Annotated in this window: 17 protein-coding genes; 6 read left to right on the forward strand and 11 right to left on the reverse strand. The window is 60.6% G+C overall.

Annotated elements, in window-relative coordinates:
* The first annotated feature begins 51 nt into the window (after window positions 1-51).
* Window positions 52-1,005 (forward strand): hypothetical protein, encoded by a 954-nt coding sequence (locus tag RI103_RS18890; protein ID WP_310813408.1) that lies wholly within the window; start codon window positions 52-54, stop codon window positions 1,003-1,005.
* Window positions 1,006-1,723: 718 nt separating this feature from the next.
* On the opposite strand, the gene RI103_RS18895 is transcribed toward RI103_RS18890, so the two are convergent.
* The 5 genes from RI103_RS18895 to cadR form a co-directional block, all read right to left on the reverse strand.
* Entirely contained in the window at window positions 1,724-2,518 is a 795-nt protein-coding gene (locus RI103_RS18895; RefSeq protein ID WP_310813409.1) for an ABC transporter substrate-binding protein, read from the reverse strand.
* A 121-nt stretch (window positions 2,519-2,639) separates the two neighbouring features.
* Complete coding sequence (locus RI103_RS18900) at window positions 2,640-3,794, reverse strand: pyridoxal phosphate-dependent aminotransferase (RefSeq protein WP_310813410.1); 1,155 nt, start codon at window positions 3,792-3,794, stop codon at window positions 2,640-2,642.
* A 302-nt stretch (window positions 3,795-4,096) separates the two neighbouring features.
* Window positions 4,097-5,500 carry an ATP-dependent RNA helicase DbpA gene (gene dbpA, locus RI103_RS18905; protein WP_310813411.1) on the reverse strand — a complete coding sequence of 468 codons (1,404 nt, stop codon included), beginning with the start codon at window positions 5,498-5,500 and terminating at the stop codon, window positions 4,097-4,099.
* A 53-nt stretch (window positions 5,501-5,553) separates the two neighbouring features.
* Window positions 5,554-5,754, reverse strand: coding sequence for a hypothetical protein (locus RI103_RS18910; RefSeq protein WP_310813412.1), 201 nt, complete (start codon window positions 5,752-5,754; stop codon window positions 5,554-5,556).
* 102 nt (window positions 5,755-5,856) lie between these two features.
* A complete protein-coding gene (cadR, locus tag RI103_RS18915) occupies window positions 5,857-6,288 on the reverse strand; it encodes a Cd(II)/Pb(II)-responsive transcriptional regulator (RefSeq protein ID WP_310813413.1) in 432 nt (143 codons plus the stop codon).
* A 79-nt stretch (window positions 6,289-6,367) separates the two neighbouring features.
* Between cadR and RI103_RS18920 the strand changes: the two genes are divergently transcribed.
* Window positions 6,368-8,719 carry a heavy metal translocating P-type ATPase gene (locus RI103_RS18920; RefSeq protein WP_310813414.1) on the forward strand — a complete coding sequence of 784 codons (2,352 nt, stop codon included), beginning with the start codon at window positions 6,368-6,370 and terminating at the stop codon, window positions 8,717-8,719.
* Window positions 8,720-8,762: 43 nt separating this feature from the next.
* Here the strand turns inward: RI103_RS18920 and RI103_RS18925 are convergent, their stop codons facing one another.
* Window positions 8,763-9,815 carry a helix-turn-helix domain-containing protein gene (locus RI103_RS18925; protein ID WP_310813415.1) on the reverse strand — a complete coding sequence of 351 codons (1,053 nt, stop codon included), beginning with the start codon at window positions 9,813-9,815 and terminating at the stop codon, window positions 8,763-8,765.
* 323 nt (window positions 9,816-10,138) lie between these two features.
* Between RI103_RS18925 and adh the strand changes: the two genes are divergently transcribed.
* Together adh and RI103_RS18935 are read left to right on the forward strand one after the other, a co-directional pair.
* Entirely contained in the window at window positions 10,139-11,659 is a 1,521-nt protein-coding gene (gene adh / locus RI103_RS18930; RefSeq protein WP_310813416.1) for an aldehyde dehydrogenase, read from the forward strand.
* Between the two features lie 65 nt (window positions 11,660-11,724).
* A complete protein-coding gene (locus RI103_RS18935) occupies window positions 11,725-12,120 on the forward strand; it encodes a DUF779 domain-containing protein (protein ID WP_310815280.1) in 396 nt (131 codons plus the stop codon).
* A 5-nt stretch (window positions 12,121-12,125) separates the two neighbouring features.
* Here RI103_RS18935 and eutC read toward each other — a convergent pair whose 3' ends face one another.
* The 3 genes from eutC to eat are packed head-to-tail and all read right to left on the reverse strand — an operon-like array spanning window position 12,126 to window position 15,764.
* On the reverse strand, window positions 12,126-12,926 hold the full coding sequence (eutC, locus tag RI103_RS18940) for an ethanolamine ammonia-lyase subunit EutC (protein WP_310813417.1): 801 nt from the start codon (window positions 12,924-12,926) through the stop codon (window positions 12,126-12,128).
* Entirely contained in the window at window positions 12,923-14,317 is a 1,395-nt protein-coding gene (locus RI103_RS18945; protein ID WP_310813418.1) for an ethanolamine ammonia-lyase subunit EutB, read from the reverse strand. Before RI103_RS18945 ends, eutC begins: the two co-directional genes overlap by 4 nt.
* Before the next feature lie 43 nt (window positions 14,318-14,360).
* Window positions 14,361-15,764: an ethanolamine permease gene (eat, locus tag RI103_RS18950; protein WP_310813419.1), complete on the reverse strand. Its 1,404-nt coding sequence runs from the start codon at window positions 15,762-15,764 to the stop codon at window positions 14,361-14,363.
* A gap of 274 nt (window positions 15,765-16,038) precedes the next feature.
* Between eat and RI103_RS18955 the strand changes: the two genes are divergently transcribed.
* Window positions 16,039-16,905 (forward strand): AraC family transcriptional regulator, encoded by an 867-nt coding sequence (locus RI103_RS18955; protein WP_310813420.1) that lies wholly within the window; start codon window positions 16,039-16,041, stop codon window positions 16,903-16,905.
* Window positions 16,906-17,115: 210 nt separating this feature from the next.
* Window positions 17,116-17,334, forward strand: coding sequence for a hypothetical protein (locus RI103_RS18960; protein WP_310813421.1), 219 nt, complete (start codon window positions 17,116-17,118; stop codon window positions 17,332-17,334).
* Window positions 17,335-18,003: 669 nt separating this feature from the next.
* Here RI103_RS18960 and gyrB read toward each other — a convergent pair.
* Window positions 18,004-20,475: a DNA topoisomerase (ATP-hydrolyzing) subunit B gene (gene gyrB / locus RI103_RS18965; RefSeq protein WP_310813422.1), complete on the reverse strand. Its 2,472-nt coding sequence runs from the start codon at window positions 20,473-20,475 to the stop codon at window positions 18,004-18,006.
* Between the two features lie 114 nt (window positions 20,476-20,589).
* Window positions 20,590-21,693 (reverse strand): DNA polymerase III subunit beta, encoded by a 1,104-nt coding sequence (gene dnaN / locus RI103_RS18970; protein WP_310813423.1) that lies wholly within the window; start codon window positions 21,691-21,693, stop codon window positions 20,590-20,592.
* Window positions 21,694-21,902: the final 209 nt, after the last annotated feature.

The following is a 21,902-nucleotide window of genomic DNA, read 5'->3' on the forward strand; positions in this document are numbered from 1 at the left end:
TCGAGCCGCTTACATCTTTGCGAACTTAAAATCGAAATGAAACGATATGGAATGGGGTTGGTGCTGGGCTTGGCAGCGCTGGGCGCAATGGCCGAGGAAGCTGGAAGTGAAGTGAGCGTGAATGCGCCGACCGTCGCCGCTGCATCGGAATCTTCCTCCGCGCCTACAACGGACGAAGACAAGCTGGCACAAATGCCAGCGCAACCTGCCGGTACTTTCGAAGCAGCTCCAGGAACCACGCAGTTGCCCGCGGGCGTGACGACCGAGCAGAACCCAATGAAGGTGTCGTTCATGGCCAAGTCGAAGGCTCAGCCCGCGTTCTTCCGGCCCAACCAGAACATGCCCGAAATCACCAATGAAGACCTGCTGCGCGGCTACGCTGACAACGGCAAGGCCGCCGGGCGTAACGTCAGCAGCGTCATCGGCTACATGCCGAAGCTCAAGGTGCTGCCGTGTCCGGTCGATTGCCAGGGCTCTGACTACGAGAAGGCCGTGGCTGCGTTCATCAACGGCTTCGAAGGTGAGGGCAATCACTTCCAGCAGCGCGGCGAGATGATTGTCCAGGTCCGCTGGTTCCATCAGCGCCCGTGGTATCAGCACGCGGTGCCCTACGGGGCAGATGACTTCGGCGTGGAGTTCATGCTGGAAGGCAAGGTGATTTCGCTGGGCAAAGCTACAGTGGTTGGCGGTAAGGGCTCGGTTGATTCGGCAGACCTTGCGCGTGACATCGGCGCGCGCATGGCGGTGGAGCTGGCGTTCACTCTGGGTATGGGTGTAAAGCCGACATATCTCGATACGACCAACAACTTGGGTAAGGGCCTGGTTGGTACCCTTTCCACAGTAAACACCACCATCGGCAGCGTTCTGGGCGCCGAGGATGTGCGCCCGCGTATTGAGCCTGCCACGGACGCCAACAACAACCTGCTGCCGGCTATCGACGGTATTCAGCCGAATGAAATCCAGCCGATTACCGAGTCGCATTTCATCAACTCAATCATGTTCTGAGGACGATGCTCAGGCGTAACACGTGTCCCATTTCACGGGTCACGCATTACCTTCATCAGGCATGCACAAACCTTATAACGAATGCCGACGCATAACGTTTAAAACATTTTTATGAAAAAAATCCTTCCGCTGTTGATTGGCATATGCCTGTCCTCTTCTGTAGCTCACGCAGCACTTTCGTGTACCGTCGACACATCAAATTTTCGATGGGCCATGATGAAAGTCGGCACAACATTTACCCTATCTATCGAGGGTTTCAGGCAGGTTGGTACCAATTACGTAGCCAAGAATATGTTTAATGGCGAAAGTTACGATGGCGCTATGTCCATTAACTCCGACACTGGGAGATTCACGTTCAGCGACGGCGCAGATTTGAATTTTCTAGCCAACAACAGGGCTGGCGGCAACAGGCCACCGAGCCAAAATGCGGAAGGTAGATGTCGGCCGCAGTGATTGAAGATTTCTCGTTCCCAAGCGCTACTACGTCGTAAGACCCGTGCTCGTTTAGGAAGGCACCGCTTGCGCGGTGCCTTTAGCTCGCAACCAAGTTGCGTTCGATTCAGCGGCGGAGCAATCCCGTTGCCATACTTCAGCAAGAGTCGAGCCGCAGTCTCACGAACGCGTTGCTCATCAATGCCGTAGTGCTGATGGCACATGCTCCCCACCGTCAAGTCAAGGCATAACCCGAACAACGCGGCGCCTGCAGATACGCGACAGATTACTTCGCCGTCACGTCGATGTTGCCGAGATATTTCGCGGCCAGCGTCTTCACCGTGCCGTCGGCCTGCACCTTCGCGATCGCCGCATTCAAGCGCTCACGCAGCGCGGTATCGCCCTTGCGAATCCCGTATGCAATGCCGCTGCCGAGGATCTTGTCGTCGCGCACGGGCTCACCGACGAAGGCGTAACCGCTGCCACTCGGCTTCGACAGAAAACCTGTCTGTCCGGCGGGCGCCAGCACGAGCGTCGCGTCCAATCGCCCCGCCACGAGATCCGTATAAACCTGGTTCTGGTCCTGATACGGTACGACGGTCACGCCCGCCGATTCCCAATGCGTCTTCGCGAAGGTTTCCTGAATCGACGCCTGCAACACACCTACGCGCTTGCCCTTCAGCGAGGCCGGCGTCGGCAGCAGTCCGCTGTCGCGCCTGGCGATCAACTGTGTCGGCACGCGATACACGACGGTGGTGAAATCGACCGCCTGACGGCGTTGTTCAGTCGCGTTCATCGCCGAATTGATCGCGTCGAACTTGCGGCCCTGCAGCGCGGGAATCAGCCCATCGAACGAAGTCTCGACCCATTTGCACGTCATCTTCGCGGCGACGCAAACAGCATTGCCGACGTCGATATCCAGCCCCTGCAACTCACCGTTCGGGCCTTTCGATTCAAACGGCGGATATTGCGCTTCGAGGCCGAAACGCAACGTCGAGGTATCGGCAGCGCTCGCGGCAGACGACGCCGCGAGCGACGCGAATGCACAGGCCAGCGCCAAAAGAGGCTTGAGCAATTTCATAGCAGTTCCCTTCCCTTCGATTTTGTTGTCGCGCCGTCCTGCGGTGCGCTCACACGTGACCGCGCGACGATCATACTGCGTTCAAAAATGCAGCCGTCGCGCGCAGCCGTCACCTAGCCGATCAGATCTCGCACAGACGACGCGCGCCTTCGATCAAGGTCGCATCGTCCTTCGAGAAGCTCAGGCGGATCAAACCGGAGTCCGTACCATCGGTATAGAACGCCGACAGCGGAATAGTCGCAACACGCGCATCGCGAATCAGGCGCAGCACGAAATCGCTGTCGCTTTCCTCTGAGAAACTACGGAAACGCGCGAGCATGAAGAAGCTACCTTCGCTTGGCAACAACTCGAAGCGCGAATCGCGCAGTGAATCCGCGAGCAGATCGCGCTTCTTCTGATAGAACGCCGACAACCCGAGGTAGCTTTCGCGATTGGCCAATGCATCGACGAACGCGTACTGCATCGGTGTATCGGCGGAAAACACCATGAACTGATGGACTTTGCGAATCTCATCCATCAACGCGGCGGGCGCGAGGCAATAGCCCACGCGCCAGCCGGTCACGTGATACGACTTGCCGAACGACGAGACGATCACGCTGCGCTCCGCGAGTTCGGAGTGGCAAGCCATGCTCTGATGTTTGGCGCCGTCGAACACCACGTGTTCATACACCTCGTCGGCGAGGATCACGATATCGGTGTTGCGCGTAATGGCCTTCAGGCGCTCCACATCGGCTTCGCTGAACACGGTCGCGGTCGGATTGTGCGGCGTGTTGATGATGATCATGCGGGTCTTCGGCGTGATCGCGGCGGCGACCTCGTCCCAGTCCACGCGAAAGTCGCTCAAGGACAGCTTGATCGCAACGGGCGTGGCGCCTTGCAAGCGAACAATCGGCCCATAGCTGTCGAACGACGGCTCGAAGTAGATCACTTCATCGCCGGGATGCACCAATGCGCTGATCGTCGAATACAGACCTTCGCTTGCGCTCGCGATCACGGTTACTTCGCTGGCCGGGTCGTAGCGCACGCCGTACAGCGTGGCGACCTTGTCGGCAAGCGCTTCGCGCAAGGCGGCGATGCCGGCCATCGGCGCGTACTGGTTATGACCGGCGCGCATGGCTTGAGCGACGCCATCGATCAGTTTGGCGTCCGGCGCAAAATTCGGCGCGCCTTGCGACAGATTCAGCGCGTCGTGCTGGGCAGCCAGTTGACCGATCACGGTAAATATCGTCGTGCCTACGTCAGGCAATTTCGAACGGGCTTGCGTGGCGCTCTGCATAAGGCTTTCTCCCTTTCTCCATCCGGCAGCGGATTCACGGAACGGCCAGCTGCGCGGCGGTCCCTTCCGGTTTGGTGATTAGGCATCAGCCAAAGAACCGTCACAATCGAAACTTTGTCATGCGCGGCATGCGTTTAAGTCATGGGGAACGCGAACCCGCGTCGCCACGGGCAAAGCCGGCCAGATCGGGACTCTCGGGGAAGAAAAGAGGCTGCGCGAAGCGCGCGGAAAACTGCTGAGGTATGACGTAATGTGATGCGGCCAGCCGCCAGCGGAGCGCTCGCGGCCGGCCTCGTCGTCTGTCAGGCGTCGTCCATCAAACGGACCTTAACCTTCTTGCCCTTCACCTTGCCGGCGCTGAGCTTGCGCAACGCTTCACGCGCGACGCTGCGCTCCACCGCCACATAGGTGGACATTTCTGTCACGTTGATCTTGCCGATCTGCGAGCCGGCGAAACCCGCCTCGCCGGTCAGCGCGCCGAGCACGTCGCCGGGGCGGATCTTCTCCTTGCGGCCGCCGAGAATCTGCAGCGTTTCCATGGGTGGCAACAGTCGCTCATTGCTCGCTGCTGTCAGTTCGGACAGCTTGTGCCACTCGACCTCGCGCTTTTGCGCCTGTTCGAGACTGCCGACGCGACCCATCTCGTTCATGCTCGCCAGACTCAGCGCCCAGCCATCCTGATCGGCGCGCCCCGTGCGGCCGATCCGGTGCACGTGCACCTCCGGATCCGGCGTCACGTCGACGTTGATCACGGCTTCGAGTTGGGCGATGTCGAGACCGCGTGCGGCGACGTCGGTGGCCACCAGCACCGAGCAGCTGCGGTTGGCGAACTGGATCAGCACCTGATCGCGCTCACGCTGGTCGAGTTCGCCATGCAGCGCGAGCGCATGAAAACCTTGCGCCCGCAGCACGTCGAGCAGATCGCGACACTGCTGCTTGGTGTTGCAGAACGCCAGCGTGCTCACCGGACGATAGTGGTTCAGCAGCAGACCCACGGCGTGCAGCCGTCCGTCTTCGGTCACTTCGTAGAAGCGCTGACGAATCTTGGTGTTGTCGTGCCGCTCGGCGAGTTTGACTTCCTTCGGATTGCGCAGGAATTGCTGGCTCAGTTTGACGATGCCTTCGGGATACGTCGCCGAGAACAGCAGCGTTTGCCGTTCTTTCGGGCATTGCTTCACGACGGTGGCGATATCGTCGAAGAAGCCCATGTCGAGCATGCGGTCCGCTTCGTCGAGCACGAGCGTGTTGAGCGACTGCAGCGGCAGGCTGCCGCGCTCGAGGTGGTCCATGATGCGGCCCGGCGTGCCGACCACGATGTGCGCGCCGTGTTCGAGACTCGCTGTTTGCGGACGCATCGGTGTGCCGCCGCACAAGGTCAGCACCTTGATGTTTTCTTCGGCGCGCGCAAGGCGGCGGATTTCCTGCGTGACCTGATCGGCGAGTTCGCGCGTGGGGCACAGCACCATCGCCTGCACAGCGAAGTTGCGCGCGTCGAGGCGCGCCAGCAGCGCCAGCGAAAACGCCGCGGTCTTGCCGCTGCCGGTTTTCGCCTGGGCAATCAGGTCGTGGCCGGCGAGCGCGATCGGCAGACTCGCGGCCTGAATCGGCGTCATCTCGACGTAACCGAGCTGCGTGAGATTGGCGAGCGTCGCGGGCGGCAGCGGTAGCTGGCTAAACGGCGCGCCGGCGGTAGTGGGACTGTTCATAGGGTGAGGGCTCGCAATCGGATAAAGCGACTAAGGCGGCTAGGGGCAAAAAACTATTCGGCCATGGGGCCGGTGGCGGGACGGCCTTCGATCTGCTCGTACAGCACCGAGCCATCGTCCCCGTCGAAACGCTCGACGTAATTGCGCGCGCCGCACATCGGGCAACGGAACAGGAGGCCCTGTCCTTCGTTCTTGATGACGACGTCCGATTGCTCCCACTGCGCTTCGCAGGACTGATTTCTACAGGTAAACACGTTGATTCTCCAACTGGATTCGATTACTGATCCGGCGAGCCGTGCGAACGGCCCGGCCGTGAATGGGACGGTTGCTGCCAAGGTGGCGACGGCTCAAGCTCGTCAACCCAGATGCGTATGCCGCGCGCGCGGTGCGCTCACTTCCATGTCGGTGAGACCCTGCACGATGCCGCAGTCCTCCACGGCCTGTTCGCCGTGGCATTGCTCACGCAGCGTGGTCAATTGCGCTTTCAGCTGCTTCAGTTCGTCGATGCGCATGTCGACGTGCGCGATGTGCTCGTCGATCAAGGTATTGATGCCGCCGCAGCCGTTGGCCGGCGCGTCGGTCAGACGCAGCAACGCACGGATTTCGTCGTGAGTCATGTCGAGCGCGCGGCAGTTCCGGATGAAGCGCAGGCGTTCGACGTGCTTGGCCGTGTAACTGCGGTAATTGGCCTCGGTACGCTCCGCTTCGGGCAACAAGCCCTCTTTCTCGTAGAAACGGATGGTTTCGGTCGTGCAATGGGCGATTTTCGCCAATTCGCCGATTTTCATGGACCCTCCGGATGGCGGCCTTGACCTTGTAGTGGCTTCAAGGTGTTTACTAGACCACAAATCGAACCAGGAAGCCACCATGCCTCGAACCGACTACGCCGAAGCCGACTGCCTCGAACAGGCGAAAGCCCACGCGGACGGGCACCAAGGGCGCGCTCACGCCCACGACGCGAACTGCGGTCATAGCCATGACGCGCATGACCACGACCACGATCATGGCGGGCGCCCCCACGCACACGCTCACAATCATGCCGACTCGGCTTGTTGCGGGACAGCGGCGGCCGTATCCGCACCGATCCCACTGCCGCGATCCGAAGCCGTCGGCAGCAACGTGCGCACCGCCATCCGCATCATGCAGATGGATTGCCCGACCGAAGAAGCGCTGATCCGCAAGAAATTCAGCCGCATGCCGCACGTGCGCAGCATGGAGTTCAACCTGATGCATCGGGTCCTGACGGTCGTCCACGCGCCAGAAACGCTTGATTCGATCCTCGCCGCACTTCGGTCGCTCGACTTCACGCCCGAACTCGCCGACGCCGGTCCGGACGCCGCTCCCGCAGCAGCCCCGCACGCGCCGCCGACACCGTGGTGGCCACTGGCGCTCGCCGGGATAGCCGCGGCGGGCTCAGAGGCCGCTGGCTGGCTCGGCGCGCCAGCATGGGTGCCAGCGGGTCTGGCGATCCTCGCCATCCTGTCCTGCGGGCTCACGACGTACAGGAAGGGTTGGCTCGCGATCCGCAATGGCAACCTGAACATCAACGCGCTGATGAGCATCGCGGTGACCGGCGCGTTGATCCTGCGCCAATGGCCGGAAGCCGCGATGGTGATGGTGCTCTTCACCATCGCCGAACTGATCGAGGCGAAGTCGCTCGACCGCGCCCGCAATGCGATCCAGGGCCTCATGCAGCTCACGCCCGACCAGGCCAGCGTGCAACAACCGGACGGCAGCTGGCGGTCAACTGACATCAAAGCAATTGCGCTCGGCGCGGTGGTTCGCGTGAAACCGGGCGAGCGGATCGCGCTCGACGGCGAGATCGTGACAGGCCGCTCGAGTGTGGATCAGGCGCCGATCACCGGCGAAAGCCTGCCGGTCGACAAGGCGGTGGGCGACGCGGTGTTCGCCGGCACGATCAACCAGACCGGCTCGTTCGACTATCGCGTCACCGCCGCCGCCAGCAACACGACCCTCGCCCGCATCATCCATGCAGTCGAGGAAGCGCAAGGGACCAAGGCGCCGACGCAGCGTTTCGTCGATCAGTTCGCCCGCGTCTATACGCCGATCGTGTTCGCCGTTGCGCTCGCCGTGGCCATCGTGCCGCCGGTGCTGTTCGGCGGGTCGTGGCAGACGTGGGTCTACAAGGCACTGGTGATGCTGGTGATCGCCTGCCCGTGCGCGCTTGTGATCTCGACGCCGGTGACCATTGTCAGCGGTCTAGCCGCGGCGGCCCGCAAAGGCATTCTGATCAAGGGCGGCGCCTATCTCGAGCAAGGCCGCAAGCTGACCCGCCTCGCGCTCGACAAAACCGGCACGCTCACCCACGGCAAGCCCGTGCAAACCGGGTTCGAAATACTCGCCGAGGTCGACGCCGTCCGTTGCCGCGTGTTTGCGGCGAGCCTTGCGGGCCGCTCCGATCATCCCGTATCGATGGCGCTTGCGGCGGCAGCAAAGGCGGACGACATCGCCAACGTTACAGTCGGCGCCTTCGAGGCGCTCGCGGGACGCGGCGTGCGCGGCGAGATTGACGGCGTGCCTTATTGGCTTGGCAATCATCGGCTGGTCGAAGAACTCGGGCGTTGCTCCGCATCGCTCGAAGCGCGGCTGGACGCGCTCGAAAGCCAGGGCAAGACCGTCGTGATGCTGGTGGACGCCGAACGCGTGCTTGCGCTGTTCGTCGTCGCCGATACGGTGAAGGAGACAAGCCGCGCCGCCGTCGCCGAATTGCAGCGGCTCGGCGTGAGCACGGCCATGCTCACCGGCGACAACCCGCACACCGCCGCCGCGATCGCGCAGCAGGTCGGTATCGACGAAGCGCGCGGCAACCAGTTGCCGGAAGACAAGCTGAACGCAATCGCGCGGTGGTCGGAGGACGGCGCGGCGGTCGGCATGGTCGGCGACGGCATCAACGACGCGCCCGCGCTGGCGCGCGCCGACATCGGCTTCGCGATGGGCGCGATGGGCACCGACACGGCAATCGAAACCGCCGACGTCGCACTGATGGACGACGACCTGCGCAAGATTCCGTCGTTCATTCGCCTGTCGAAGGCGACGCATTCGGTACTGGTGCAGAACATCACGCTTGCGCTCGGCATCAAGAGCGTCTTCCTCGTGCTGACCGTGATCGGTCTGGGCACGATGTGGATGGCCGTGTTCGCCGATGTGGGCGCGAGTCTGCTGGTGGTGGCGAACGGGCTGCGGCTGTTGCGCAAGTGAAGGCGCGGCGCCAGGCCGGGACATACACGATGGCTGCTAAAAGCTAGTGATCAAACGCGCGCTCGGCCGCGATCCGATGGTGACGCGTGCCGATTGCCGCCTTCAACGTATCCGAAGGCCGCATGCCGAAGAGCTTCCGGTAATCGGTCGCAAACTGGCTCAAGTGCCAGAAGCCCCACGCCGCCGCGACATCCTGCACCGAACGGGATTCGCGCGATGCGTTCGACAGGTCGCGCCGCGCGCCATTCAGGCGGATCGCGCGCAGATACGTGGCAGGCGCCATGCCCAGCACGTCCTGAAAACAGTATTGCAGCGTACGCCGGCTCACATGGAGTTGCTCGCACAACTCCGGCACGCTCACTGCCCGCTCGCGATTGATCAGTACATAATCGCGCGCTTTTGATACGATCGACTGACGGCGCGGACGCGCCGGCATCGCAACCGGCTCCGAGGCCGGCAACGCGCCGACGTCGAAGAGCGAAGCCAGCACCGACGCCTGCAGATTGTTGCGCGCAACCGAAGACAGCGACGTGCCGCACGCCGCGCCATCGTCGAGCAACTGCCGTAGCGTGGCGCACAACTGCTGCTTGCGAGCCATGCCGATCGGCACGACTTGCGTGGTCGGCACAGGGTCGGTCACACCCACGCACTCCACATCCGCCGCATAACGGCGCAGCACTTCGCCTTTGACGACCACGCCAAAAATCTCGTAACCCGCCGAGGTCAGCAGTTCGAACTCGATCCCGCCTGGACGAAACGCGAGCGCGTCGCCGGCGATCACCTGTGCGTCGATGCGGCCCGAACCGGCGGGGCAAGTCGGGATGCCGAACCAGTACGCGTCCTTCTGCACTTCGCAGGTTTGCCGCAGCGCATGGCTGGTCGTTTCGACGAACACCTGCATATGATCGAGGCACAACTCCGTCAGGCCGCCGACAAAAGAGCCCGCGGTCAACTGATCATAGGTCTGGCTCCAGCCGCGGAGATTGCGGGCCTGCTCGTCGGCGTCGTGCGCGACGCAGGTCTGCACGCAGAAGCTCGGCTGCGGCGTGAGCGTCGGGCTGGACAGGGTGTCGCTGATCAGCGTGTCAATCGTCATACCGGATTTGAGCAAACGGATATCGAACGTGCAAGGGAGGCAATTCCCATGCCGAAAGGATCCGATGCTTGTCCACCTATTTGCATCGACAAACGCCAAAGCCACTGCTCAATTGATGAACAGCGGTGCACGCACTGCTCAGAAACGAACCGTTCACTCTGCGCGGATTGAACAGCGTGGCGCGCCATGCCGCGCGCGAGTGCCTGCTGTGCGTGCACGTATCACCAGCGCGGTGCATTGGCACACTTCTGGCTGTAGCCTCTCGCGGCCAAGCGATATATCTGGCCGAATATACCCCATTCAAACATGTGAGGAGCACACAGATGAATCACGCAGAGATGCAATTTCTGACCACCGAATTTCCGTACAAGAAACAGTATGCGAACTTTATCGGCGGCGAATGGGTGAAGCCCGCGGGCGGCGAGTACTTCGATAACGTGTCGCCGATCACTGGCGAGCCGTTTACGTCGATCCCACGTTCACGCGAAGCCGATATCGAACTCGCACTCGACGCCGCGCATCGTGCGAAAGCAGCTTGGGGAAAGACCTCGGCCGGCGACCGCGCGAACATCCTGAACCGCATTGCCGACCGGATGGAAGCGAACCTGCAACGTCTCGCCGTGGCCGAGACTATCGACAACGGCAAGCCGTTGCGCGAAACCATGGCCGCCGACATCCCGCTCGCCATCGATCACTTCCGCTATTTCGCCGGCGCCGTGCGCGCGCAGGAAGGCTCGATCTCCGAGATCGACCACGATACGGTTGCGTATCACTTTCATGAACCGCTCGGCGTGGTCGGTCAGATCATTCCGTGGAATTTCCCAATCCTGATGGCCGTGTGGAAGCTCGCGCCCGCACTCGCCGCCGGCAACTGTGTGGTGCTCAAACCGGCCGAGCAAACACCCGCTTCGATTCTCGTGCTCGTTGAACTGATTCACGACCTGCTGCCCGCAGGCGTGCTGAACGTGGTGAACGGCTTCGGTCTCGAAGCCGGCAAGCCGCTCGCCTCCAGCAAGCGCATCGCCAAGATTGCGTTTACCGGCGAGACCACGACCGGCCGCCTGATCATGCAGTACGCGAGCCAGAACATCATTCCGGTGACGCTCGAACTCGGCGGCAAGAGCCCGAATATTTTCTTCGACGACGTGATGAACGCGGACGACAGCTATTTCGACAAGGCGCTCGAAGGCTTCACGATGTTCGCGCTGAATCAGGGCGAGGTGTGCACGTGTCCGTCGCGTGTGCTGATCGATGAAAAGATTTACGACCGTTTCATGGAACGGGCGCTCAAGCGTGTCGCGGCGATTACGCAAGGGCATCCGCTCGACACCAAGACGATGATCGGCGCACAGGCCTCGCAGGAGCAGTTGGAAAAAATCCTTTCTTATGTCGATCTCGGCAAACAGGAAGGCGCCGAATGCCTGATCGGCGGCGAACGCAATGCGCTCGGCGGCGAGTTGAGCAAAGGCTACTACGTGAAGCCGACCGTCTTCCGCGGCCACAACAAGATGCGCATCTTCCAGGAAGAGATCTTCGGACCGGTGGTGTCGGTCACGACGTTCAAGAATGAAGAAGAAGCGCTCGAGATCGCCAACGACACGCTCTACGGTCTGGGCGCTGGTGTGTGGACGCGCGACGGCACGCGCGCCTATCGCTTCGGTCGGCAGATTCAGGCAGGCCGCGTGTGGACCAACTGCTATCACGCCTATCCGGCACATGCGGCGTTCGGCGGCTACAAGCAGTCGGGCATTGGCCGCGAAAATCACAAGATGATGCTCGACCATTATCAGCAGACCAAGAACCTGCTGGTCAGCTATAGCGACAAGCCGCTCGGTTTCTTCTAAGCCCAGCGTTCCTGTTCGAGCGGGCCGCGTTGCGCGGCTCGCTCTTTTTTCTGCGAGGGCATGTGATGGCTGATGAGAAGGAAGTCGCTCGCGTGATCGCAACGCCTGCCGCCGTCGAGTTGATCGACAAATTGCGCGCGGAGCATGGCGAGGTGCTGTTCCATCAATCCGGCGGATGCTGCGACGGCAGCGCACCGATGATGTTCCCTCAGGGCGAGTTCATGGTCGGCTCGTCCGATGTCAAACTCGGCACAATTGCTGGCGTGCCGTTCTACATGAGCGAATCGCAATTCGAATACTGGCGGCACACGCAATTGATTATCGACGTAGTGCCGGGAAACGGCGGAATGTTTTCTCTGGAGCGGCCAAGCGGTTTACGGTTCTTGACGCGCTCCCGTCTTTTTGAGGACCACGAGAATACGTGGCTCGAAACGCGTCCAGTGCAGCGTGCCGATGCTTGATTGTTTTACGCTGCGTCTTTTGGCTTCGAATCGTCGCTGACGGCGGGCGCCACCGGTGCGCCTGCCAGCAGCGCGTCGCTGTCGTCTTTCAGGCCGACGCCGGTCAGACCCAAACGCCGTGCATGCGTGAGCAGATAGTGCAGCTTATGCGCGGCCAACGGAAAGTCGAGTCCTTCAGGACGCACGTTCGAAATGCAGTTGCGCTGCGCATCGCTACAGCCCACTTTCGGCCCGTACGTCAGATAGATACCGAGGCTATCGGGCGAACTCAAACCGGGCCGCTCGCCGATCAGCATCACCACCAGTTTTGCATTGAGCAACTCGCCGATCTCGTCACCCAGCGCGACACGCGCCTGACGCGCGACCACCACCGGGCCGATCCTCCAATCCGCGAGGCGCGGAACGACGGCTTGCAGCAAGGGAAGAGATTGCTTCGACGCGGCGAACGCCGAAAGACCATCGCCGATCACGAAAACCACTTCGGGCGAATCGTTCGGAACCGCTGCCAGCGCCACGCGACTCTCTTCCGATAAACGTCGCCCAAGATCGGGACGCCGCAAATAATGCTCGCGATCCGGCGCGGCGCTATGCACGTCGAGCGTCTTGAAGTTTTGCGCGCGCAACTGCTCGTGCAAAACGTCCGTATCGAGCGGATGGTGCACAGCGTCGCGTGCCTGCGCGTGCGACAGATTGAACGCGAGCAGTGGCGCCGTCGGCAAGCTATTGCCTGCGCGGCCCAGCGCGATGCGCGCGTTGGTGAACTGCCGCAGCGCGTTCCATGGATTCTTTTCGAGGAAGTCGCTCATGCGATGCCCATCCAGTCGCGCGCCCCTTCCAGCAAAGGTTGTTGTGTCGATGCGCTCAGCAAGGCGCCACGCGCGTCGGTGATCTGCATCGACTCCAGCCATTCTTCGAACTCCGGCGCGCGGCGCAAACCGAGTACATCGCGCACGTAAAGCGCGTCGTGGAAGGACGTGCTTTGATAGTTGAGCATGACGTCGTCAGCACCCGGAATGCCCATGATGAAGTTGATGCCCGCTACGCCGAGCAGCGTGAGCAGGTTGTCCATGTCGTCCTGATCGGCTTCGGCGTGGTTCGTGTAGCAAATGTCGCAACCCATCGGCACACCGAGCAGCTTGCCGCAGAAGTGATCTTCGAGACCAGCACGCGTGATCTGTTTGCCGTCGTACAGATACTCCGGGCCGATAAAACCGACCACTGTGTTCACCAGGAACGGATTGAACTTGCGCGCGACTGCGTAGGCGCGCACTTCGCACGTCTGCTGGTCCACGCCGAAATGCGCATCCGCCGACAAAGCGCTTCCCTGACCGGTTTCGAAGTACATCAGGTTATGGCCGACCGTACCGCGTTTCAGTGACAGTCCCGCTTCATACGCTTCCTGCAGCAGCGCGAGCGAAATGCCGAAGCCCGCGTTCGCTTTCTCCGTGCCCGCAATCGACTGAAACACCAGATCGACCGGCGCGCCTTTTTCGATTGCGGCAATTGTGTTCGTGACGTGGGTCAGCACGCACGATTGCGTCGGCACCTGATAGCGTTGGCGGAAATCGTCGATCATCAGCAACAGCTTGGTGATCGCCGCGAGATTGTCGCTCGCCGGGTTGATGCCGATCATCGCGTCGCCGCAGCCGTACATCAGGCCGTCGAGCATGGAAGCGGCGATGCCTTTGACGTCGTCGGTCGGATGATTCGGTTGCAAACGCACCGACATATGCCCCGGTAGACCAACCGTATTGCGAAAGCGCGTAATCACTGGACGCTTACGCGCCGCCCCGATCAGATCCTGATTGCGCATCAGCTTGGACACCGCCGCGACCATCTCCGGCGTCAGGCCCGCGGTGATACGCGTGAGCGCATCGGAATCGGTTGTGGTGCTCAGCAGCCAGTTGCGAAAGTCACCGACCGTGAGGTGAGCAATCTCGGCGAACGCCTGCGGCGAATGATCGTCGATCACGAGACGCGTGACTTCGTCGCTTTCGTAGGGAATCAGCGCTTCGTTGAGGAAGGTGCGCAGCGGCACCTGCGCGAGCGCCATCTTGGCCGCGACGCGTTCTTCCTCGCTCGCGGCCGCCACGCCCGCGAGCTGATCGCCGGAACGTTGCGGACTCGCTTTCGCCAACAAGGTCTTCAGGTCGGCAAAGCGATACGTGCGGCTGCCGATCGTTTCGGTGTAGCTCATCTTTACGACTCCATCGCCGCTGCTCGCGCAGCGGCTCGATCCGTCATTCCTCGAGCAAGGCGTCCGCCGGCGCGGCTTCGCGTTGATTGCGCGTCATCAGGAAGTAGACGTAGCCCAGCGCGAGAAAGATTGCGAACACGATCGCCACCAGAAAATTGAAGTAGACCATCGTCGCCAGACAAATGACCGCGGCCACCAGTGCGAACGCCGGAAAGACCGGAAACAGCGGCGCGCGGAACGGGCGCTCCATGTCCGGCTCGGCGCGGCGCAGCTTGAACAGCGACAACATGCTGATGATATACATCACGATAGCGCCAAATACCGACATCGTCACGATGTTCGCCGTCAGCGTCTGGCCGCCGAACTGAATCAGCTCGTCGCTGTAGATCGCCGCGATGCCGACCACGCCGCCCGCGATGATCGCGCGATGCGGCGTCTTGAAGCGCGGATGCACTTTCGAGAGCCACTCCGGCAGATAGCCGGCGCGAGCCAGCGCGAAGATTTGCCGCGAATAGCCGAGGATGATGCCGTGAAACGACGCGACCAGTCCGAACAGGCCGAGCCACACCAGCATATGCATCCAGCCGCTATGTTCGCCGACGATGAATTTCATCGCCTGCGGCAGCGGGTCGTTGATGTTCGACAGCTTGGTCCAGTCGCCTGCCGCGCCGGCAAACACCATCACGCCGATCGCGAGCACCACGAGCGTCAGAATGCCGGCGACGTAGGCAATCGGAATCGAGCGCTTCGGGTTTTTGGCTTCTTCCGCAGCCATTGCCACGCCTTCGATCGCGAGGAAAAACCAGATGGCGAACGGAATCGCCGCGAACATGCCGTGAAACGAGCCCATGCTGAAGGTGTCGGCGCCGGACCAGCCGCCCTTTGTGAAATTCGACCACTGAAAGCCGGGCGAGACGACGCCCATGAAAACCAGCAGTTCGAAAATCGCGAGCAACGTCACACACAACTCGAACGCCGCGGCGATCTGCACGCCGACGATATTCAACGCCATGAAGATGAGATAGGCGCCCATCGCCGCGTGTTTCGGTTCGAGAGCGGGAAACTGCACGTGCAGGTACGCGCCGATGGCAAGCGCGATGGCCGGTGGCGCAAACACGAATTCGACCAACGTCGCCGCGCCGGCCAGATAGCCGCCGGTTGGACCAAAAGCGTGGCGAGCGTAGGCGAACGGGCCGCCCGCATGCGGAATCGACGTGGTGAGTTCGGTGAAACTGAAAATGAACGTCGTATACATCGCGGCAATGAAAATCGCCGTGATGACGAAGCCGAGCGTGCCGGCGCTCGCCCAGCCGTAGCTCCAGCCGAAATACTCGCCGGAGATCACGAGGCCGACCGCGATGCCCCACAGTTGCCACGTGCCGAGCGTCTGCTTCAATTCGTGATGCGAGACTTTGCCGACGTGCTGATTCCTGGACTCTGATTTCATCGGACGCTCCCTGATGGTGCCGCCAGCTCGACGCCGCAAGGCTTTGCGGTGCATGGGCGGACGGGCTTCAGGCGATAGTAGTGAGCCATTATTCGAGGTGTTATCGAAATTCGGCAAAGTTCTGGGCGGCGTGGTGTCAATGGGCGCTTAATTGTGGATCGCGTTAACTGGGCATTTATTTGGGTGAAGTTCGCAGGATTTGGTAAATGGGGACGTGGTACTTTCGTTCGCATCCATTCGACAATTTTTGTGGTCATTTTCTGTTCACTCAGCCATGAATGAATCAGGTAATCGGGCTCGCTACGAAACCCGGCTCGGCCGCGTGCTCAATCATATTTACGATCATCTCGACGAGCCGCTCGACATCGATCGTCTGGCGGAAATTGCCTGTCTGTCGCCGTATCACTGGCACCGGATTTATCAGGCGATGTATGGCGAAACGGTGGCTACGACGGTGCGGCGTTTGCGCTTGCATCGCGCGGCGGGCTATCTGGCGAACGGTTCGATGCCGATTGCGGAGATCGCCGAACGCTCCGGCTACAGCAGCCTGCAATCTTTTTCCCGCACTTTTCGCGCGGCGTTCGGCATGCCGCCGGCGCAGTATCGCAAGCAAGGCACACATAGCCGGTTTCGGCCGGCGCTATCAGGAGACGATCAAATGACCATGCGTGAAGTAATGATCCGTCACGTGGAGCCGATGGACGTTTTGTCGGTGGATCACGTTGGACCGTATATGCAGATCGGCAAGGCGTTCGACGCGCTGTTCGGCTGGCTGGCGAAACATAATTTGCTCGCGGCGCAGATGCGCATGATCGGCGTTTATTACGATGATCCGGGTGTTGTTGCGGAGAGCGAGTTGCGGTCTAAGGCTGGCGTGTTGTTGCCGCATCCGGTTCAGGCATCCGTCACGGTGAGTGCGCCAGTTTCGGTGGCGCATGTGAGGGGTGGCGAGTACGCGGTGTTGCGGCATCAAGGGCCGTATAGCGATATGCGGGCTGCGTATGATTGGTTGTACGGGACGTGGCTCGTGCAGTCCGGGCGCGAAGCGGCCGACGCGCCGGTGTTCGAGGAGTATCTGAATAGCCCGAAGGACACGGCGCCTGCTGATCTGATCACGGAGATCTGTTTGCCGCTGGTTTGAGGGTTTGCGTGTCCGGTGCTCGCTTGTGCCGCGTGCTGTGCGGGTGGCTCTCTGTTTTTTATAGTCTTTGTATATGTATACGTAGTAATAGTTAACAAGCATCGCATCCTGCTGTGGATAACTTGAAACTTCGTCTACGGATCAAGGCTCTGCGGAATCGATAACCCTGCGAAGCGTGCGCGGACAGAAACACGGAGCCAGGGAAAACTTTTGTCCGACCTGACGACGCAGCGGTTTTATCAAAGTTTCACCCACAACGTGTCAGACGGCTTGTACAAAAGTTGTCCAGAGGTGACTGTGGATAAGTGCGTGGGCGTGGGCGTGGTGTGGTCTGGTGAAACCGCCGTGCTTCGGTTCACCGCGAGCGCGTTCTTTTTCGGCGCCTTTGCGTGGCGCGACTGTCAGATTGTCGCGGCGCAGCCAGCGTGAAAAATCGCTTCGTTGTACCGATGCGTTGACAGGCTGGAGGCGGCTCGCCTATCGTCGCAACGCGGGACGGCTGGTCAAGCATGCCTGGATGCAAGGCTCATAGGTTCCGGGCACTACGGGGCTACCCCGTGGATCAACACTACTCCGCAGTTCGTCGCATGAGCTTCAGTTGCGCGTTGCGCAAGCGCGCTCACGCAGCACAAGACGCGTTGACTGGCCGCCCCGCCCTCCTTTGCTATGTCCTTATCTTCCCTGCAACACATCACCTACGCGATTGCCGATGCAATGCTGGCTGGTCCGCCTGAGGCCGCCGGAATGGTCGAGCGCATGACGCTCGTACTGGGCGAGGCCGCCGATTGGATGAACGGGTTGGCGCGCCATGTGGTGAAGCGATTTGGTGCGCGATGGGATAGCGTTAGGCGCAAAGAACTGTCGGTGGTCGTGGCCGGGATGCCGGGTTTCGTATCCGCTTGGCGCAGCGAGCAACCACCGAGAGTGGTTCGCGTGTTGACGCGGCCACCTTTTCAGCGACCACCCCCGCCGTGGTTGCGCGACGCGGCACTGCCCCAATTGCCGACCCTCAGTGATCTGGCCACATGGCTGCAAGTCGAGGCGGACGAATTGGACTGGTTTGCCGATCGCTGGCGCGTGCCTGCAGCCGGTTCGCACTTAAACGTCGATATTCCCCGCCCTCAACGCATTCGACTCAATAAACGCCCGCCGCGGCTCCACATCATCCCCCATGAGCGTAGTGAAGATCCCATCAGCTGCAATAGCATCCTCAATCTGCACCCGAAGAAGACGACGCACCGTCGGATCCATCGTAGTCTCCCAAAGCTGCCCAGGATTCATCTCACCGAGACCCTTATAGCGCTGCTTCGAAATATTCCGCTCAGCATCAGCCAACAACCACTTCATAGCGGACTTAAAGTCAGTAACAGCCATACTCCGCTCACCACGCTTAATGACAGCCCCAACCCCAATCAATCCCTTAAACGTATTAGCGGTATTGATCAGCTGTTGATAGTCAGCAGTGAGTTGAAAATCCTGATCCAACACAGAAATCTTCTGATTGCCGTGATGAGTCCGCGCGACGCGCAACGAGCGCAGCTCACGCACCGGGTCATACATCGTCGTAACCTTAACTTCGGGCTTCAACGGATCATCCCTTAGCTTCGCTTCCAGAGCCTTAGCCGATGCATCGGCCGCTTCCTCGCTGGACAGATCGATCGCAATTCCATCCATCACAGCCTCAAGCGCCCCAGCGTCATACAACCGGCTCAACCGGTTAACAACAGCCTGCGCCAGCAAATAAGCCCGAGCCAACTCACCCAACGCATCCCCAGTAATCGGCGTAGCCCCTTCAGAAGCCAACAACTCCGACCCCTGCAGCGCCAGCTTCAGAATGTGAGCATTAACCTCAGCCTCATCCTTCAAATACCGCTCATCCTTACCCGCCTTGATCTTGAACAGCGGCGGTTGCGCGATATAGATATACCCACGCTCGATCATCTCCGGCATCTGCCGATAGAAGAACGTCAGCAGCAGCGTCCGAATGTGCGCACCGTCAACGTCAGCATCGGTCATGATGATGATGCGGTGATAACGCAGCTTATCGAGGTTGTAGTCTTCCTTACCAATCCCGCAACCGAGAGCCGTAATCAGCGTAACAATCTGCTCCGAAGAAAGCAGCTTGTCATACCTTGCCTTCTCCACATTAAGCACCTTGCCGCGCAGCGGCAAAATAGCCTGAAACTTCCGATCCCGACCCTGCTTCGCCGACCCGCCTGCCGAGTCACCCTCGACGATATAAATCTCGGACTTCGCCGGATCCTTCTCCTGGCAATCCGCCAGCTTCCCGGGCAGACCCACGCCGTCGAGCACACCCTTGCGACGCGTCATCTCACGCGCCTTCCGAGCCGCATCCCGCGCGCGCGCCGCATCCACAATCTTGCTGCAAATAATCTTCGCGTCATTCGGCGTCTCGAGCAGAAACTCTTCGAGCGCCTTCGCGACCACATCCTCCACCGGCGCGCGCACTTCCGACGACACCAGCTTGTCCTTCGTCTGCGCGCTGAACTTCGGCTCCGGCACCTTCACCGACAGCACGCACGACAACCCTTCACGCATATCGTCGCCGGAAGTCTCGACCTTCGCCTTCTTCGCGACTTCGTGATCGTTGATGTACTTGTTCAACACGCGCGTCATCGCCGCACGCAAACCGGTCAAGTGCGTCCCGCCATCACGCTGCGGAATGTTGTTCGTGAAGCACAGCACGTTTTCGTTGTAGCTGTCGTTCCACTGCATCGCCACTTCCACGCCCACGCCGTCTTTCTCGCCGCTGATGTGGAAAATGTTCGGGTGCAGCACGGACTTGTTCTTGTTGATGTACTCGACAAAGCCCTTTACGCCGCCCACGAACGCGAAATCTTCTTCCTTGCCGGTGCGCTGGTCGGTCAGCTTGATTCGCACGCCGTTATTCAGGAACGACAGTTCGCGAATCCGCTTGGCCAGAATGTCGTAGTGATATTCGATGTTGCCGAAAATCGTCTCGTCGGCGAGGAAGTGCACTTCGGTGCCGCGGTTCTCGGTGTCGCCGGTGACCTGAATCGGCGAAACAGCCACGCCGTCGATCTCTTCGATAATGCGGTTCTGCGGCACGCCACGGTGGAATTCCATGAAGTGCTTCTTGCCGTCGCGGCGAATGGTCAAACGCAGCCACGCCGACAGCGCGTTCACGCACGACACGCCCACGCCGTGCAGGCCGCCGGACACCTTGTAGCTGTTCTGGTCGAACTTGCCGCCGGCGTGCAACTCGGTCATCACGATTTCAGCGGCGCTGCGCTTCGGATCGTGCTTGTCGTCCATCTTCAGACCGGTCGGCACGCCGCGGCCGTTGTCGGTGATGGAAATGGAGTTGTCCGCGTGAATGATCACCTGGATGTCGTTGCAATGCCCCGCCAACGCTTCGTCGATGGAGTTGTCCAGTACTTCGAATACGAGGTGATGCAGACCGGTCCCGTCCGATGTATCCCCGATGTACATCCCGGGCCGCTTGCGCACCGCCTCCAGACCTTCGAGGATCTGAATCGAGGATGCGCCGTAGCTGTTGTCGGGTTGCGAATTGTTCGTTTCAGTCATGGATTTTTTCCGGTTCTGCGTTGCTGCAAGGTTGCTGCTCGGGACTTTTCAAATCACCATAAAAACGCCAAAGGGGCGCTGCGCCCCTTGGTGTGTTCTTTGGTTTTGGACGCGTTAGATGCGCATCGGCATGACGACGTACTTGAATTCGTCGTTCTCGGGAATCGTGATCAACGCGCTGGAGCTGGCGTCACCCAGGCTCACTTGCAACGTGTCGACCTTCAGGTTCGCGAGCACGTCGAGCAGATACGTGACGTTGAACCCGATATCGACGCTGTCGCCGTCGTATGCGATTTCCAGTTCTTCCTGCGCCTCTTCCTGATCGGCGTTGGTCGACATGATCTTCAACTGGCCCGGCTCGATGATGCAGCGCACGCCCTTGAATTTGTCCGAGGTCAGAATCGCGGCGCGTTGCAGCGAGCGCTGCAGTTCTTCACGGCCGATCACGAACTGATTCTTGTGCGACTTCGGAATCACGCGCTGGAAGTCGGGGAATTTGCCTTCCACCAGCTTCGACACCAGTTCGACCTGGCCGAACGTGAACTTGACCTGCGTCTGCGCGATGTCGATCTTCAGCGTGTCGTCGATGTCTTCCAGCAGACGCTGGAGTTCCAGAATCGTCTTGCGCGGAATGATCACTTCCTGACGCTGGAACGAGCCTTCGATCTTCATGGACGAGAACGCCAGACGGTGGCCGTCCGTCGCGACCGCCATCAACTGGTCACCGTCCACCACCAGCAGCATGCCGTTCAGGTAGTAGCGGATGTCCTGCTGGGCCATCGAAAAATGGACCATGCCGAGCAACTGGCGGAACGTCTTCTGGGGAACCACGAGGTTCGCGCCGTAGTCTTTAGCTTGCGTGACCGTCGGGAATTCGTCCGCGGCGAGCGTTTGCAGCGCAAAGCGGCTCTTGCCGGATTGCACAGTCAGACGCTTGTCGTTCAGCGTGAGCGTGACCTGCCCGTCGGGCATGGCGCGCAGAATGTCGAGGAGCTTTCTCGCTGCCACCGTGGTCGCCACCGAATCGCCGCCCACGCCGAAATCGGCACGCGTGGTGATCTGCAACTCGAGGTCGGTGGACAGGAACGACACGTCAGGGCCGTTCTTGGTAATCAGCAAATTGGCGAGGATCGGCAACGTATGGCGGCGTTCGACGATGCCGCTCACGGTTTGCAGCGGCCTGAGGAGGTTATCGCGTTCGGTCTTGACCAGTTGCATAGAGTTCCTTCGTTGATATAACGGCCTGCGCGCCTTGCCAGGACAGCTTTCCAGCACGCAGCCGTGGCTCCCCGCCGGCGCTACGCAGCGCCTGTCACGGCGTGAAATCCGCCCGCGGCCGCCGGGCGGTTAAACCTGTATTGTGCCTGAAAACGGAACCGCCTCACTAAAATGGGGGCGAGTTTGGAAATAAACAGGTCGTTTTTTCC

The organism is Paraburkholderia sp. FT54, from assembly GCF_031585635.1.
Lineage (GTDB): Bacteria > Pseudomonadota > Gammaproteobacteria > Burkholderiales > Burkholderiaceae > Paraburkholderia.